Origin of the sequence: Bradyrhizobium erythrophlei, from assembly GCF_900129505.1 — a bacterium.
Taxonomy (GTDB): domain Bacteria; phylum Pseudomonadota; class Alphaproteobacteria; order Rhizobiales; family Xanthobacteraceae; genus Bradyrhizobium; species Bradyrhizobium erythrophlei_D.
The window spans coordinates 453578-469338 of record NZ_LT670818.1 but is presented as its reverse complement, the minus strand read 5'-3'; the positions used below and the strand labels follow the sequence as shown (position 1 = coordinate 469338).

The 15761-nt window shown below is 62.1% G+C and carries 10 protein-coding genes; 9 read left to right on the top strand and 1 reads right to left on the bottom strand.

Translation table 11 applies throughout. The annotated features are described in order from the left end of the window. Positions 1-25: 25 nt before the first annotated feature. The 4 genes from B5525_RS02160 (at position 26) to fdhD (ending at position 7802) form a co-directional block, all read left to right on the top strand. The gene (locus B5525_RS02160; protein ID WP_079564418.1) at positions 26-5524 is read left to right on the top strand and encodes a trifunctional serine/threonine-protein kinase/ATP-binding protein/sensor histidine kinase; all 5499 of its coding nucleotides are present in this window, start codon (positions 26-28) and stop codon (positions 5522-5524) included. Continuing rightward, positions 5421-6146, top strand: a complete 726-nt coding sequence (locus tag B5525_RS02155; RefSeq protein WP_244567805.1) for a response regulator transcription factor — start codon at positions 5421-5423, stop codon at positions 6144-6146. Before B5525_RS02160 ends, B5525_RS02155 begins: the two co-directional genes overlap by 104 nt. A gap of 189 nt (positions 6147-6335) precedes the next feature. Continuing rightward, a complete protein-coding gene (locus tag B5525_RS02150) occupies positions 6336-6935 on the top strand; it encodes an HdeD family acid-resistance protein (protein WP_079564415.1) in 600 nt (199 codons plus the stop codon). Positions 6936-6944: 9 nt separating this feature from the next. Then, positions 6945-7802, top strand: coding sequence for a formate dehydrogenase accessory sulfurtransferase FdhD (fdhD, locus tag B5525_RS02145; protein WP_079564413.1), 858 nt, complete (start codon positions 6945-6947; stop codon positions 7800-7802). Between the two features lie 42 nt (positions 7803-7844). On the opposite strand, the gene B5525_RS02140 is transcribed toward fdhD, so the two are convergent. Further along, on the bottom strand, positions 7845-8846 hold the full coding sequence (locus B5525_RS02140) for a sensor histidine kinase (protein ID WP_079564412.1): 1002 nt from the start codon (positions 8844-8846) through the stop codon (positions 7845-7847). Between the two features lie 243 nt (positions 8847-9089). On the opposite strand from B5525_RS02140, the gene fumC reads away from it, so the two are divergent. From fumC to B5525_RS02115, 5 genes are read left to right on the top strand one after another with little or no spacing between them, the layout of a single operon-like run. Further along, positions 9090-10526: a class II fumarate hydratase gene (fumC, locus tag B5525_RS02135; protein WP_079564410.1), complete on the top strand. Its 1437-nt coding sequence runs from the start codon at positions 9090-9092 to the stop codon at positions 10524-10526. Positions 10527-10561: 35 nt separating this feature from the next. After that, entirely contained in the window at positions 10562-10966 is a 405-nt protein-coding gene (locus tag B5525_RS02130) for a hypothetical protein (protein ID WP_079564408.1), read from the top strand. A 54-nt stretch (positions 10967-11020) separates the two neighbouring features. Continuing rightward, positions 11021-12580, top strand: coding sequence for a malate dehydrogenase (quinone) (gene mqo, locus B5525_RS02125; RefSeq protein WP_079564407.1), 1560 nt, complete (start codon positions 11021-11023; stop codon positions 12578-12580). Between the two features lie 11 nt (positions 12581-12591). Beyond that, entirely contained in the window at positions 12592-14328 is a 1737-nt protein-coding gene (poxB, locus tag B5525_RS02120; protein WP_079564405.1) for a ubiquinone-dependent pyruvate dehydrogenase, read from the top strand. 19 nt (positions 14329-14347) lie between these two features. Beyond that, positions 14348-15760, top strand: coding sequence for a cytochrome ubiquinol oxidase subunit I (locus B5525_RS02115; RefSeq protein ID WP_079564403.1), 1413 nt, complete (start codon positions 14348-14350; stop codon positions 15758-15760). The last annotated feature ends 1 nt before the right edge of the window (position 15761 follow it).

Here is a 15761-nt window from a genome sequence, read left to right as displayed (position 1 = left end):
ATGCTGGGATATCTGGGTAGGGACCATGAAAATGGACCTCACCGGTTACAAGCTAGAGACGCTGCGAGACGATGGGGAGTTTGCGCTGCATCGCGCCCGGCAGCCCAACAATCCCGTGCCAGTGTTGGCGCTTGTCGCGGGTCGGCCGACGCTTATCAAGCGGCTCGAGCACGAATACGCGTTGGCGGACGAGCTCGATTCCAGCTGGGCGGCGCTGCCTCTGGCGCTGGTCCGCGACAAGGGATCCGCTACCCTTGTGCTGAAGGACAATGGCGGCGAGCCGCTCGACCGCCTTCTCAATCAACGGCTGGAGTTGATTCAATTCCTGCGCATCGCCATCAACCTCGCGGCCGTCGTCGGCCACGTCCATCGGCATGGTCTCATTCACAAGGACATCAAGCCGGCGAATGTGCTCGTCGACGCCACCGACGATGTGCGGCTTACCGGATTCGGCATTGCGTCGCGGCTGCCGCGCGAGCGCCAGGCGCCCGCGCCGCCCGAAGGCATCGTCGGGACACTTGCCTACATCGCGCCCGAGCAGACCGGCCGCATGAACCGCTCAATCGACGCCCGCAGCGATCTCTATTCGCTAGGCATCACCCTGTATGAAATGCTCACCGGGGTCTTGCCGTTCGCGGCCTCCGATCCCATGGAATGGATCCATTGCCACATCGCGCGTCGTGCGATCCCGCCTTGCGATCGATCGGCCACGGCTCCGGCCCAGCTCTCTTCCATCGTCATGAAGCTTCTGGCCAAGAATGCCGAGGACCGCTACCAGACGGCCGCCGGTCTCGAGGCCGATTTGCAGCGCTGCCTGAAGGCATGGGAGGCGCGCCGCTCCATCGACACGTTTTCGTTGGGCGCGCATGACGGTTCGGACCTGCTGCTGATCCCCGAAAAACTATATGGGCGCGAGGCCGAGATCGCAGCGCTGGTCGCGGCGTTCGATCAGGTGGTGGCCAGGGGCACCACCGAGTTGGTGCTGGTCTCCGGCTATTCCGGCGTCGGCAAGTCGTCGGTAGTGAGCGAGCTTCACAAATCGCTGACGCCGGCGCGCGGTCTCTTTGCCGGCGGCAAGTTCGACCAATACAAGCGCGACATCCCCTATGCGACGCTGGCGCAGGCTTTCCAGTCGCTGGTCCGGCAAATCCTTGCCAGGAGCGAGGCGGAAGTCAGCCAATGGCGACGGACGCTGCTGGAGGCGCTCGGTCCGAACGGACAAATCATGGTCAACCTGATTCCGGAGCTCCCTCTCATCATCGGAGAGCAGCCGGCGGTTCCGGAGCTTTCGCCGCAAGACCGGCAGAATCGTTTCCAGATGGTATTCCGGCGTTTCCTCGCCGTTTTCGCCCGGCCGGAGCATCCGCTCGCGCTGTTTCTCGATGACCTGCAATGGCTCGATGCAGCCAGCCTTGATCTGCTCGAGCATCTTGTCACGCATCCCGAGGTGAAGCACCTTCTGCTGATTGGCGCCTACCGGGACAACGAAGTCAGCTTCGCCCATCCCCTGATGCGCATGTTGGCTTCGGTCGGCAAGGCCGGCGCGCGAACGACGCAGATTGTGCTGGCGCCGCTGGGACGCGGCGATGTCTGCCGGCTTATCGCAGAAGCGCTCCGATGCAGTCAGGCGCTTGCCGAACCGCTGGCCGAACTGGTGCATCAGAAGACCGCCGGCAATCCCTTCTTCACGATCCAGTTTCTTGCCGCGCTGGCGGAGGAAGGGCTGATCGCGTTCGATCCGCGCGCGCTCGCCTGGCGGTGGGACATGGAACGAATCCGGGCCAAGGGTTTCACCGACAACGTGGTAGACCTCATGATCGAGAAGCTGCGGCGGCTGCCCAAGGCGGCGCAGGCGGCCCTGCAGCAACTCGCGTGCCTGGGCAACAACTGCACGATCGCTACCCTGACCCGGGTGTATGGAGGATCCGAGGAGCAGATCCACGCAGCACTTTGGGAAGCCGTTCGGGCGGGTCTCGTGCTGCGCCAAAACAGCGGCTACACATTTCTCCATGATCGCGTCCAGGAGGCCGCTTACGTCGTGACCCCCGAAGACGAGCGGGCTGCGTCGCACCTGCGGATCGGAAGAGCACTTTCGTCATCATTGAAGGCGCCGGAGGAGTTCGAGGAGAACATCTTCGAGATCGTCAATCAATTCGATCGCGGGGTCGCGCTGATCGCGTCCCGGGAGGAGCGCGAGCATGTCGCTGAGCTCAATCTCCTGGCAGGCAAACGCGCCAGGGCGACTACCGCCTACGCGTCGGCCCTGGCCTATCTGGCCGCTGGCAGCGCGTTACTGGAGGACGACAAGTGGGAGCGGACTTATCAGCTCGCGTTTGCGCTCGAGCTGTTTAGAGCTGAATGCGAGTACCTGACCGGAGATTTGGCGTCCTCGGAGAAACGGCTCGTGCAGCTTTCCGGCCGGGTGGAGAACCGGGTCGAAGAGGCCTCCGTCACATGCCTGCGCGTGACCCTGTATACCAATCTGGACCAGAGCGACCGGGCGGTCGAGGTCGGCCTGGGATATCTCCGGCGGGTTGGCATCCAGCTGCCGTCGCCCGCGACAATGGAGGATGTTCGCCGCGACTATGAGAGATTGTTGCAGCGGCTTGGGACTCGGGAGATCGAGGCGCTTGTCGATCTGCCGCCAATGACTGATCTGAACCAATGCGCCGTGATGAGCGTCCTTTCGACGCTGGTGCCTCCGGCCAACTTCAGTAGCGAGGGCCTGGGCGCGATCATTTCGATCCGGATGGCGACGCTCAGTCTGGAATACGGCAATGGCGATGTGTCGGCCTATGCCTATGTGTGTTTGGGCACAGTGCTGGGCCGGCTGTTTGGCGATTACCGGTCGGGCTACCGCTTCAGCCAGCTAGGCCTGGCGTTGACGGAGAAGCACGACGGTCTCCGGGCCCGCGTCTACCAGACTTTCAGCAATCACGTTGCTCCCTGGATGCAGCCACTTCCGAGCTGCCGCGCCTATGTGCGGCGCGCATTCGATGCGGCACAGCAGGCGGGCGAACTCTCTTATGCGGCCTATAGCAGCGTCGACCTGGTCACGAACTTCCTCGCCGTTGGCGAACCGCTCGGCGAAGTCGAGCGAGAGGTCGAGAATGCGCTCGAATTTGCGCGGAAGGCGAAGTTCGGCCTCGTCGTCGATGTGATCGTCGGGCAGCTTGCGCTGGTCCGGAGCCTTCGCCGGCCCGCTCCGGAGTCCGCCTCTTTCGACGACACGGCATTTGAGGAAAGGGTGTTCGAACAGCATCTGGAGAGCGACCCCCGGCTTGCCAAACCCATGGGCTGCTACTGGATACGCAAGCTGCAGGCGCTTTTCTTCGCAGGCGACTATTCGTCTGCCATGGCGGCGGCATCGAAAGCCACGCCCTTGCTTTGGGCGCTGGCCACTGATTTCGAGCTCGCCGAGTATCATTTCTATGGCGCGCTCACGCGGGCGGCGGCCTGCGACTCCGCGACCTCCGACCAGCGGCGGCAGCACCTGGAGGCGCTTTCCGCGCATCACGAAAAGATTACGGCCTGGGCGGAAAACTGCCCGGAGAATTTTGCGAACCGCGCAGCGCTTCTGGAAGCCGAGATAGCGCGTCTGAACGGCCGCGAGCTGGATGCCGAACAGCTGTACGAGGACGCCATTCGCTCGGCGCGCCTGCACGGCTTCGTCCAGAACGAGGGGATTGCTAACGAGCTTGCCGCCCGGTTTTACATGGCGCGTGGATTGAAGAAGATCTGCGACGTCTATCTGCGGGATGCACGGGACTGTTATGTCCGCTGGGGCGCCGACGGCAAGGTTCGTCAGCTCGACCGAAGCCACCCATACCTTCGCGGTCCCGCAACGCCGCTGGCTCCGAGTACGACCTTTGATGCGTCGGTCGAGCAGCTGGACATAGGCACGATGTTCAAGGCGTCCCAGGCGCTGTCTGGCGAGATCGTGCTGAGCGCCCTGATCGAGACCTTGATGCGAATAGCCATCGAGCATGCAGGAGCCGAGCGCGGCATTCTCATCCTCTTTCGCAACAACGAGCCTCAGATAGCGGCGGAGGCCGTCACCGATCGTGGCAGAGTGGAGGTCGCGCTTCAGGAGAAAATCGTCTCGCGCCAGGACCTTCCGGAATCCGCGCTCGACTATGTCGTCCGGACGCGGGCCAGTCTGATCATGGACGATGCCACGGCGAGCAACCTGTTTGTGGACGACCACTATGTGCGGTTACGCCGCCCCAAATCCGTTCTTTGCTTGCCTGTCATCAAGCAAGCCGAGCTGGTCGGCGCCCTCTATCTCGAAAACAATCTGACACCGAATGCGTTTACGCCGCAGCGGATCGCGGTGCTGGAATTCCTGTCATCGCAGGCGGCGATCTCGCTTGAGAACGCCTACCTTTATGCCGATCTGGTACGCAGCGAGGCGTTCCTGAGCGAGGGACAGAAGATAAGCCATACCGGCAGCTGGAGCTGGGTTCTAGCGACCGGAAAGCTGTTCTGGTCGGAGGAGCATTCCCGAATCTTCGGCCACGATCCGGCGAAGGACAATCCGCCTGACTTCCAGCTGTTTCTGGAGAGACTTCACCCGGAAGACCGCGCGTTTGTTCAGCAAGTTCTCGATATCGCAATTCGCGACCGCGCGGGGTTTGCGTGCGACTTCCGGATCGTACTCCCGGACGGGCTGCTCAAATATGTCCACGGTGCGGGCCGGCCGATCATGAGAGAATCTGGCGAGATCCGCGAATATATCGGGACCACCATCGACGTCAGCGAGCAACGGCGGAACGAAGATGCATTGCGCGACGCCCAGGCCGATCTCGTGCATGTCGCGCGGCTGACGACTATGGGCGAGCTGGTGGCCTCGATCGCGCATGAGGTGAATCAGCCGCTGATGGCGATCGTGACCAATGCGGAGACCTGCTTGCGCTGGCTCGGAAAGGACCCGCCCGACCTCGGCGAGGCGCGAAATGCCGCGGAGCGCATCGTCAGAAACGGTCACCGCGGCGCGGAAGTCATCAGGAGCATTCGGGCGCTGGCCCGCAAATCCCCGCCCGAGATGGCGGAAATCGACATCAACGGCGTGATTGAGAATATTCTGGAACTGATGCGGGCAGAACTGAGCCGGCACGACGTTTCGGTCGAGACAAATTTGCGCCACGGCCTCGAAACGATCATGGGGGATCGGGTCCAGTTGCAGCAGGTGATCATGAACCTTATCCTGAACGGCATCGAGGCAATGGGTGGCCTGCAGCGACGGGTGTTGCGGGTCAACACCCGGCTCGACGAGGAAGGTCGCGTTCTGGTGGCGGTGGAGGATTGCGGTACGGGGCTCGATCCAGCGAGCGCCGATCGGATCTTCGATCCGCTTTTCACGACCAAGCGCGAGGGGCTGGGTATGGGCTTGTCGATCTCACGTTCGATTGTGGAAGCCCATGGCGGCCGTCTCTGGGCGTCGCCGCGTCTTCCCCATGGGACTGTTTTCCAATGCGCATTGCCCGCGGCAGCCACAAGGGACTCGCTTGAAAACGTCTCGTAACGATGCTCAACCGACCGTCATCATCATCGATGACGATCGGGATATCCGCGAAGCTCTCGAGGGCCTGCTGCGGTCCGTGGGCCTGCGCGTCGAGCTGTTTGCCTCGGTTCAGGAATTTCTCGACCATCCACGCCCTGACGGCCCGGGATGCCTCGTCCTCGACGTCAGGTTGCCGGGACGGAGCGGACTGGAGTTTCACGATAGCCTTATCGAGGCGAATGTGCATCTGCCCGTTGTTTTCATCAGCGGACATGCGGATGTCCCGATGTCGGTTCGGGCGATGAAGGCCGGGGCCGTCGAGTTCCTGACCAAACCCGTTCGTGATCAGGAGTTGCTGGACGCCATCCATGTGGCGATCAAGAAGGATAGCGCCCACCGCGATAATGAGCGCGCCGTCGCCGAAATTCGCTCCAACTTCGACACGCTGACGCAGCGCGAACGCGAGGTGCTTGAACTGGTGCTGGCCGGCCGCCTCAACAAGCAGATCGCCGGAGATATCGGAATAAGCCTCGCGACGGTGAAGGCGCACCGCGGACACGTGATGCGAAAGATGAAGACGCAGTCGCTGACCGAGCTGGTCAGGATGGTGGACAGGCTGAAGCTGACCCCGTCGAAAGCGTAGACCTCCGGCCGACGATCGAGCGCCGCCTGTGTGATTCCGACCCGCGGGTCGTGCAAAACCGGAACGCCGACGATCCATTTGAAAAGACGATGACCTGAACGCCTGCAAATATCTCTACTCGATGACCCGTTTCCGGGCAGGAAGCTGGTCTTTTCGGAGTAACGCGGTATCCCGACCCGAGGCTGAGCAATGGCAGACGCAGTGGAGATCAAACCTTCATTGGGCAGCACTATCCGCGCCATCGATCGAAAATGGGGCTGGTTTATTGCGCTTGGTATCGGCGAGCTCATTCTTGGCGGTATCGCTTCCACGAACCTGCTCGCGGCCAACCTGGCGTCGGTGCTGTTCATCGGGGCGGCGATGCTGGTGGGAGGGATTTTTCAGATCGTGCATGCGTTTTCGGCGCGCGGCGTCCGGGGCTTCCTGTACTGGTTAATCGGCGGGATTGTTTACGGGGCCGCCGGCACGGTCATTCTATACGATCCTATTCTAGGCTCGCTCACGCTGTCGCTTCTGGCAGGTGTCCTCCTGCTGGTCGCCGGTGTCCTGCGCGCGTGGGCTGGATTTCATTCCCGGCCCGCGGCAGGCTGGCGATGGATCGTAGCCGCGGGTGTCTTGACGTTCTGCGTCGGCGTCATCCTGATCGCGGCATGGCCGGTCATCAGCCTTTGGCTTCTTGGTGCCATGCTCGTGGTCGATCTGATCTTTCAAGGTTGGGGGTTTGTCGCCTTTGGCATAGCCCTCAAGGCGCGCGCCGATCGGCACAGGGACAGGCATGTCCCGGCCTGAGTTGCCGCGATGATCGCGAGCGCGGCCTTCAGAGAACGACCGAAACTCGCATGGCGCGACGGCCGTGCCGGGCCGGCGTCCCGGCTGGTTGCGGAGGAAAAGGCCGTCGCACTGAGCTATGGCGGATCGACCTATGCGGTCATGATGGCGACGCCATCCGATCTCGAGGACTTCGGCATCGGCTTCAGCATCACCGAGGGTATCGTCGAGCAGGCGGGCGAAATCGCGAGCATCGAGCTGATCGCTGGCGATCTCGGCGTTGAAGTCCGGATGTGGCTCGAGGGAGATCGGACCGCATCTCTGGCCGCCCGGCGGCGCGCGACGGTCGGCCCGGTTGGCTGCGGGCTTTGCGGCATCGAAAGCCTCGAACAGGCTGCTCGCACTGCGCCGCAAGTTGCGAGCGAAACGATTTTTCACGCTTGCGACCTGCTCGATGCCATGCGGGCGCTCGCGCCGTTGCAGCATCTCAACCAAGCCACCCGCGCTGTGCATGCGGCGGCGTTCTGGCGGGCTTCGGCCGGTATCGGCGTGGTCCGGGAGGATGTCGGCCGCCACAACGCGCTCGATAAGCTCGCCGGCGCGATGATGCGCGAAGGCGGATCTCTTTCGGACGGAGCGGTTCTTCTGACCAGTCGCGTTTCGGTCGAAATGGTGCAGAAAACCGCGATGATCGGCGTGCCGTTGCTGATCGCGGTCTCAGCGCCAACGACGCTGGCGATCGAGATCGCCGATGCGGCGGGGATCACGTTGGTCGGCATCGCCCGCGACGACGGATACGAGGTTTTCACGCATCCCGGCCGGATCGTCTTTCCCGGGAAAGCGCGACCGAAGACATCTGACGAGTTCGAACTTTTTCCAGCCGGTTAAAGCGGACCGCGTCGCCTACGCTGGGCGGTTCGTGGTCCAGGTTCAGATTTGCCGCAAGGTGGGGAGATGAAGCGCGAGGGTGGTGCCCTTGGTCGAGGCCTGCTCGATCCGGGCCGAACCTCCGAGCGATCGAGCAAAGGCTGCGACCATCGCCAGTCCCAATCCTGTTCCGCCGGCCGAGCCCTTCGTGGTAAAATAAGGCTCGAAGGCGTTTGCCGCGACGCCGGGATCCATTCCAATCCCTGTGTCGTGGACGCGGAGAACCACCCCACCGCCGGTGCCAGACCTGGCGCCGCGGGTGACTTCGATGACCGCCCGTCCCCCGTCCGGCATCGCGTCTCGCGCATTGATGACCAGATTCAGGACAACGTTTTCCAGCTCACCCTCAACGCAGCAAACCGGCGGCAGGTCCGGGGCAACCGCGATCGTCAGTTCGTTGGATGGACCGAGCGCCCAGCGCAGCGACGCGTCCAGGGTCGCCAGCATCTTGCCGATGTCGACGGCGGATTCCGCCGCCACGGGCGAGAGGGGGATTCGGACCATCTGGCGCAGCAGTGCGCTCGCTTTCTCCACAGATCTGCCGATTTTCCCGAGAATTTCCGGAACTTCGTCGGCGCGGCCCTGCTCAACGCGGCTCTCCGCAACGCTTACGCCGCTCGAAAGAATTTGCAGAAGATTTCTGAGGTCGTGAACAGTTCCGTTGCGAAAGAACTGGGATTCCGCGTCGGGGCTTGAGTTGATCATGCTGCCGATATCGTAGGTTGTTCCGTTATATACGAAGAAATGCCCGTCGTCGTGGCGACGGATCGCTGGCGCTACCGGGGCAGGCCTGTCCGCGCTAGGCGATTTGCCGGGGTCGCGCTGCGGTGCCTGCCGGTCGAATGCATGAATGATCTCGGCCGTAACACGCGGCTTCCTCGCGTCGCGCAGGCGCGGTTTTCCCAACGCTTCAGCACGCACTATCGAACCGGACCTGGCCTGCCGGGAAGTCTGATGCTCGTCTGCAAATATGCCGTGCATGTGCGGTTCCTCGGTGATGACCAACGACCCACCGTTGGCGGTGATAGCGTTGCGGATCGTAGGGAAGGCCGGAGAATCTTCTTCTCAAAATGATCGCATGGTTTCGTGAAGGCACTGGGAGATGCTCGTCCGCGAAGCAGGCAGCCGCGCCCATGCGAATTTACAACGGACGTTCTTTCCAGAAAGCCCGGATCGCCTCCATCGGTTACAGTCGCTTATCCGGTTTGCCGGATGCAGTCGGCGGATCTTCGAGTGTGGAGAGGCCAAATGAACGACATTCGCAAGGAGATGGACAGCCTCGGCGAAGTGGACGTCCCTGCCGACAAGCTCTGGGGGGCGCAGACCCAGCGTTCCCTCGAGCATTTCAGTATCGGCAAGGATCTGATTCCGCGCGAGATGATTCTTTCCTACGCGGTCCTGAAGAAAGCGGCTGCCAATGCGAATTTCGCCGGCCACCGGCTCGATGGTCAGGCCCATAGACTGATCGTTCATGTTTGCGACGAGATACTCGGCGGCCAGCATCATGACATGTTTCCGCTGCACGTCTGGATGACCGGCAGCGGCACGCAGTTCAACATGAATGTGAACGAAGTGATCTCCAACCGGTGCTGCCAGCTTGCCGGAACGCCGCTCGGCAGCAAGAGGCCGGTCCATCCCAATGATCACGTCAACATGTCGCAATCGTCGAACGACAGCTTTCCTTCGGCGATGTACATCGCGGCCGTGCTGAACGTGACGGGACGTCTCATTCCGTCGGTAAAGGCCTTGCACGATGCTATCGCCGCCAAGGCGAGCCAGTGGGACGACGTCGTCAAGATCGGCCGAACCCATATGCAGGACGCGACACCCATCACCCTGGGCCAGGAATGGTCGGGTTACGCCGGCATGCTGGCGGACGATCTGGACCGGATCGGCCATGCGCTTACGGGAGTTTATCGGTTGGCCCTTGGCGGCACGGCCGTCGGCACCGGGATCAATGCGGCGCCGGGATTTGCCGAGGCGGTTGCGGCCGAAATAGCCAGGCTGACGCAGCAGCCATTCGTCAGCGCGCCGAACAAGTTTACCGTGCAGGGCGCCCATGACGCGCTGGTTCAGCTCTCCGGCACATTGCGCACGCTCGCGGTCTCGCTCTACAAAATCGGCAATGATATCCGCCTGATGTCGTGCGGGCCGCGCGCCGGCTTCGCCGAACTGATGATTCCGGAGAACGAGCCGGGCTCGTCGATCATGCCGGGCAAGGTCAATCCGACCCAGGCCGAGGCGTTGACGATGATCGCCGTGCAGGTGATGGCCAACGACGTTGCCGTCGGCTTCGGCGGCGCCGGCGGCTATCTCGAAATGAACGTCTACAAGCCGCTGATGATCTACAACATCGCGCATTCGATCACGATCCTCACCGACGGCTGCACCAATTTCCGCAAGTTTCTCGTCGAGGGGACCAGGCCGAACGAGAAGAAGATCAAGGAATATGTCGACCGCTCGCTGATGCTGGTGACAGCGCTGGCGCCGGTGATCGGCTACGACAGGGCGTCCAGGATTGCCCACTACGCCATGGACAACGATCTCACGCTCAAGGCAGCCGCGCTGAAGCTCGGCTTCGTCACCGAGCAGGAATTCGACCGCATCGTCGATCCCGCAAAGATGGTCAGGCCCTACGTCGCAAAGGAGGCGGATCTCGCCAGCGCCGGCACGTCGGCGCGTTAGGACGGCGGGCGGCACAACACCACAGGAGCAAGCAGATGATCAGATGCGTACATTTATGGACCGGCGACGACCAGGGTTCTCATTTTGAGGAGGGCGTCATCGACCTGGAGCCGGGTCAGCGCGGCGATTTGATGAGCGGCACACTTGACGTGGCCACCATCTCTTTTCAGGAAACGGCCTCGGGCGGCGCGTTTGCGTGGCACACCGCGCCGGCCCGGCAGTTCGTCATTACACTAAGCGGCACACTCGATTTCCAGACCCGCGAGGGCGAGCATTTTCTTCTCCGCCCCGGCGACATCCTGTTCGCCGAGGACACCGTCGGCTCGGGACACAGCTGGAAGCTGACCGACGATTCATCCTGGCGTCGCGCGTATGTGGTTCTCCAGCCCGGAGCCCGGGTGCCGTTCCGCGCTCAAAAGTCGCAGCGGATTACGGCCTGATCGAGGGCCGGAAACAAAGCGAACCGATTATCCGATCTGACAGGGAGAAATCCGATGCAGGACAAATTGACGAGCGAGCCCGACGTTGTCCTTATTGGCGCGGGCATCATGAGTTCCACGCTAGGGGTCTTCCTGAAGGAGCTCGAACCCTCGCTCACCATTGTGATGTTTGAAACCCTTGAGGATTGCGGTCTCGAAAGCTCGCAAGCCTGGAACAACGCCGGCACCGGTCACGCCGCGAACTGCGAGATGAATTACACGCCTGAGCGGCCCGATGGCAGCATCGATATCTCCGAGGCTCTAAAGGTCAACGTCGAGTTCGATCTGTCGCGGCAGTTCTGGTCCTATCTTGTGCGCAAAGGCGCAATCGCCGATCCGCGTTCCTTCATCCATCCCGTGCCGCACATGAGTTTCGTTCACGGCGGTAATGTCTCGTTCCTCAGAAAGAGGTTCAAGGCGATGAGCGCGCACCAATGCTATTACGGCATGGAATACACCGAGGACGGGAAGAAGATCGAGGAATGGGCACCGCTCGTGATGGAGGGACGAACCAACAATGAGCCCGTTGCGGCGACCCGGATCGTCACCGGCACTGATGTGGATTATGGGTCGCTCACCCATCATCTGGTCGGTCATCTCGTCGGACAGCCGGGCGGTCAAGTGCATTACCGAAACCGCGTCACCGGCCTCGCCCGCGAGGAGGGAGGTCGCTGGCGTGTCGAGGTACACGACCTCGAAAGCGGCGCAAAACGATCGGTAAAGACCAAATTCGTGTTCATCGGCGCAGGCGGCGGCGCGCTGCCCCTGCTGCAGAAATCCGACATTCCCGAGGGGCACGGCTATGCTGGCTTTCCCGTCAGCGGTATTTGGCTGCGCTGCGACGATCCCGCGATCAACAAGCGCCATCATGCCAAGGTCTATGGCAAGGCGGCGGTGGGCTCGCCCCCAATGTCGGTGCCCCATCTCGACACCCGGGTCATCGGCGGCCAGCATTCGCTGCTGTTCGGTCCCTACGCTGGCTTCTCAACTAAATTCTTGAAGCAAGGCTCGCTGCTGGATCTATTCGAATCTCTGAGGCCGGCCAACATAAAGCCGCTGCTGTCGGTGGCCCGCGACAATTTCGACCTCACGGAATATCTGATTGGACAAGTCCTTCAGTCCGAGAGTCACCGGCTGGCTGCGTTGGACGAGTATTTCCCCAACGCCAAGCCTGAAGACTGGAAGCTGCAAGTCGCGGACCAACGCGTTCAGACTATCAAGCCGGACGTCAAACGTGGCGGCTTGCTGGAGTTTGGAACTGAACTCGTCGGCGCGGCGGATCACTCGCTGGTCGCGCTCCTGGGAGCGTCGCCGGGCGCGTCCACGGCCGCCTTCATCGCGATTAGCGTGCTGGAGAAATGTTTCGGTGGCGAGCTCACCGAAAGCGCGTGGCTGCCGAAGCTGCGGGAGATCATCCCATCTTACGGGGTTTCGCTGATCGAGGACGCGGAATTACTCCAGCGCGTCCGCGCGGAGACCGCGCAGGCTCTGAAAATCGAGAACATCGACGCATCCGCCATCGCCGGCGGTCCGTCCGCGACACGAGCAAAATCAAAATCCAAAGCCCGGGCATAGCGAGAATCGTGATGGCCAAAACAGTTGCCGATCAGTTTGCGGAAACCCTTGCCGCCGCCGGCGTCAAGCGGATCTACGGTATCGTCGGCGACAGCCTGAACGGCCTGACCGACTCGATTCGCCGCCAGGGCAAGATCGAGTGGATTCATGTGCGCCACGAGGAGGTCGCGGCCTTCGCGGCCGGTGCCGAGGCGCATCTGACGGGAGAACTCGCCGTCTGCGCCGGCAGTTGCGGTCCGGGAAACCTCCATCTTATTAACGGTCTGTTCGATTGCCAGCGTTCTCGCGTGCCCGTGCTGGCCATCGCAGCGCAGATTCCGTCGGCGGAACTTGGCGCCGGATATTTCCAGGAAACCCATCCGGAAGCGCTGTTCAAGGAGTGCAGCGATTATTGCGAGCTGATTTCGGGAGCGAACCAGATGCCGCGCGTTCTGGAGATCGCGATCCGGCAGGCGGTCGGCAATCGCGGCGTCTCGGTCGTGGTCATTCCCGGGGATGTCGCGCTTCAGCCCGCCTCGGACGCGCCGCCGCCGAAGGCAGCCGGCCTGCTGCCCAGCCCGGCCGTCGCGCTGCCGGCACACACCGAAGTCGAACGGCTTGCGGCGCTCCTCAACAGCGACGGCCGCGTGACCTTGTTGTGCGGCTCGGGATGCCAGGGCGCGCACGATCAGCTGCTCGCGCTGGCCGATCGCCTGAAGGCGCCGATCGTGCATGCGTTCCGGGGCAAGGAGCATGTCGAGTGGGATAACCCGTTCGATGTCGGCATGACCGGCCTGATCGGTTTCTCGTCCGGCTATTATGCCATGCTCGATTGCGACATTCTCCTGATGCTCGGCACGGATTTTCCGTATCGCCAGTTCTATCCGCGTGGCGCGGGGGTGCGCATCGCTCAGGTGGATGTGCGGCCCGGTCAGATCGGCCGCCGCACGCCGGTCGATCTTGGCGTGGTGGGCGACGTTCGCGCGACGCTGGAAAGTGTCCTGCCGCTCATCAACAGGGAGCGCGACGGCACCCATCTCGCCCGGGCGACGGAACATTACCGGAAGGCGCGCAAGGAGCTCGACGGACTTGCCGTCAGCAAACCCGGCCGCAAGCCGATCCACCCGCAGCAGGTTGCCAAGGCGATCAGCGATCAGGCGTCGCAGGACGCCGTCTTCACCTGCGATGTTGGTCTCCCAACGGTCTGGGCCGCGCGCTACCTGGCCATGAACGGCAAGCGGCGGCTGATCGGATCATTCTGGCATGGCTCGATGGCCAATGCCATGCCGCATGCGATTGGCGCGCAGACCGCGTTTCCGGGCCGGCAGGTGATCTCGCTGTCGGGAGACGGCGGCTTCACCATGTTGATGGGCGATTTTCTGAGTCTCGCGCAACTCGGACTGCCGGTGAAGGTCGTGGTGTTCAACAACAGCTCGCTCGGTTTCATCGAGATCGAGCAGAAATCCTCCGGCTTTCTCGACTACGGCACCAGCTTCAAGAATCCTAACTTTGCCGCTATGGCCGAAGCGGCGGGCGTGCGCGGGATCAGGCTCGAGGACCCTGCGGACGTCGACGAGGGCATCGCCGCCGCGCTCGCCCATGACGGACCGGTGCTGGTCGATGCGGTGGTAAGCCGGACCGTGCTCCCCATTCCACCCGCCATCACCACTGAAATGGCCAAGGGATTCACGCTTTACATGGTGAAAGCTGTCTTCAGCGGCCGCGGCGACGATCTCGTCGATCTCGCCCGGTCAAACCTTTGGGCCTGAGCGGAGAGGGAACTTTGCAATGGATGCCACCGCTCTTCTTTTGTCACGGATACAATTCGGTTTCACCATCTCGTTCCATATCATCTTCCCGGCCTTCACCATCGGGATTGCCGCCTGGCTCACTGTCCTCGAGGCGATGCATCTCAAAACCGACCGCCCGGTGTACCGTGTCCTCTTCGAGTTCTGGCTCAAGATATTCGGCATCGCGTTCGGCCTTGGCGTGGTGTCGGGCGTCGTGATGGCCTTCCAGTTCGGCACGAACTGGAGCGTGCTGTCGAAGATGTCCGGACCGATCCAGGGGCCGCTATTGTCTTACGAAACATTCACAGCCTTCACGCTGGAAGCCGGCTTCTTCGGCATCCTGATTTTCGGCCGGCCCCGTGTACCGCCGTGGTTCTATCTGTTCTCGACCGCGATGGTGTCGCTGGGAACAACGCTTTCGGCGTTCTGGATCATGACCAATAACACCTGGATGCAGGTGCCGGTCGGCTATGTCGTGCAGAATGGCGACTTCGTCCCCAATGACTGGACCAAAATCGTTCTCAATTCGGTGGTGTGGGTGCGCTTTTCGCACATGGTGCTGGGCGCCTACCTGACCGGTGCCTTCTGCGTTGCGGCGACCGGCGCCTGGTACCTGCTGCGAAATGTTTATCACGCCGAGGCGCGGGTCATGCTTCGTATGGGACTGTTCCTCGCGGCCGTGCTGGTTCCGGCCCAACTATTGTTTGGACATTTCGTAGGCGATTACGTCCACGAGCATCAGCCAGCCAAGTTCGCTGCGATCGAGGGCAGGTGGCATGACGAGCAGCCGGCCTCGGAGGTGCTGATCGCGATCCCCGATCCGACGACGGAATCAAACAGGTACGAGATCAAGATTCCGATTCTCGGCAGCATCATCGGGAGCATGAGCCTGACGTCGAAGGAAATCGGATTGACCGACTTCCCGCCACAGGATCGCCCGCCGGTACTGATCCCGTTCCTAACCTTCCGCATCATGGTCGGTTGCGGAATGGTCATGCTGGCCTTGGCCTGGTTCGGATCCTACCTGAGTGTCGAACGTCGCATCGAACGAAACCGCCTGCTGCTTTGGATGATCTTTCTCGGCTTTCCTCTGCCCTTCGTCGCCATCCTCACCGGCTGGTACACGGCCGAGATCGGTCGCCAGCCCTGGGCGGTCTATGGCCTATTGCGGACGGCCGACGCCGTGACGCCGTTCCTGACGGCGCCTGCCGCGTTGACGACGCTCATCCTCTTCGGCGCGATCTATCTCTTCATCTTCTCGTTCGGCTCGTTTTACATCTACTGGCTGCTGCGTAGCGGTCCCGCCAGACCCGCAATCAAGCTTCCAGACGACGCACTACCCAATCGGCCGATGTCGCTCGCCGAGAAGGAGCCGCTCGTCGCGAAAAGCTACGTCGGCGCGGGAGAATAGA

Bases quoted from the DNA above. Each gene is read 5' to 3' on its own strand.
- B5525_RS02115 (WP_079564403.1), top strand. From the start codon at position 14,348: ATGGATGCCACCGCTCTTCTTTTGTCACGGATACAATTCGGTTTCACC.
- B5525_RS02150 (WP_079564415.1), top strand. From the start codon at position 6,336: ATGGCAGACGCAGTGGAGATCAAACCTTCATTGGGCAGCACTATCCGC.
- B5525_RS02130 (WP_079564408.1), top strand. From the start codon at position 10,562: ATGATCAGATGCGTACATTTATGGACCGGCGACGACCAGGGTTCTCAT.
- poxB (WP_079564405.1), top strand. From the start codon at position 12,592: ATGGCCAAAACAGTTGCCGATCAGTTTGCGGAAACCCTTGCCGCCGCC.
- mqo (WP_079564407.1), top strand. From the start codon at position 11,021: ATGCAGGACAAATTGACGAGCGAGCCCGACGTTGTCCTTATTGGCGCG.
- B5525_RS02160 (WP_079564418.1), top strand. From the start codon at position 26: ATGAAAATGGACCTCACCGGTTACAAGCTAGAGACGCTGCGAGACGAT.
- B5525_RS02155 (WP_244567805.1), top strand. From the start codon at position 5,421: ATGGCGGCCGTCTCTGGGCGTCGCCGCGTCTTCCCCATGGGACTGTTT.
- fumC (WP_079564410.1), top strand. From the start codon at position 9,090: ATGAACGACATTCGCAAGGAGATGGACAGCCTCGGCGAAGTGGACGTC.
- fdhD (WP_079564413.1), top strand. From the start codon at position 6,945: ATGATCGCGAGCGCGGCCTTCAGAGAACGACCGAAACTCGCATGGCGC.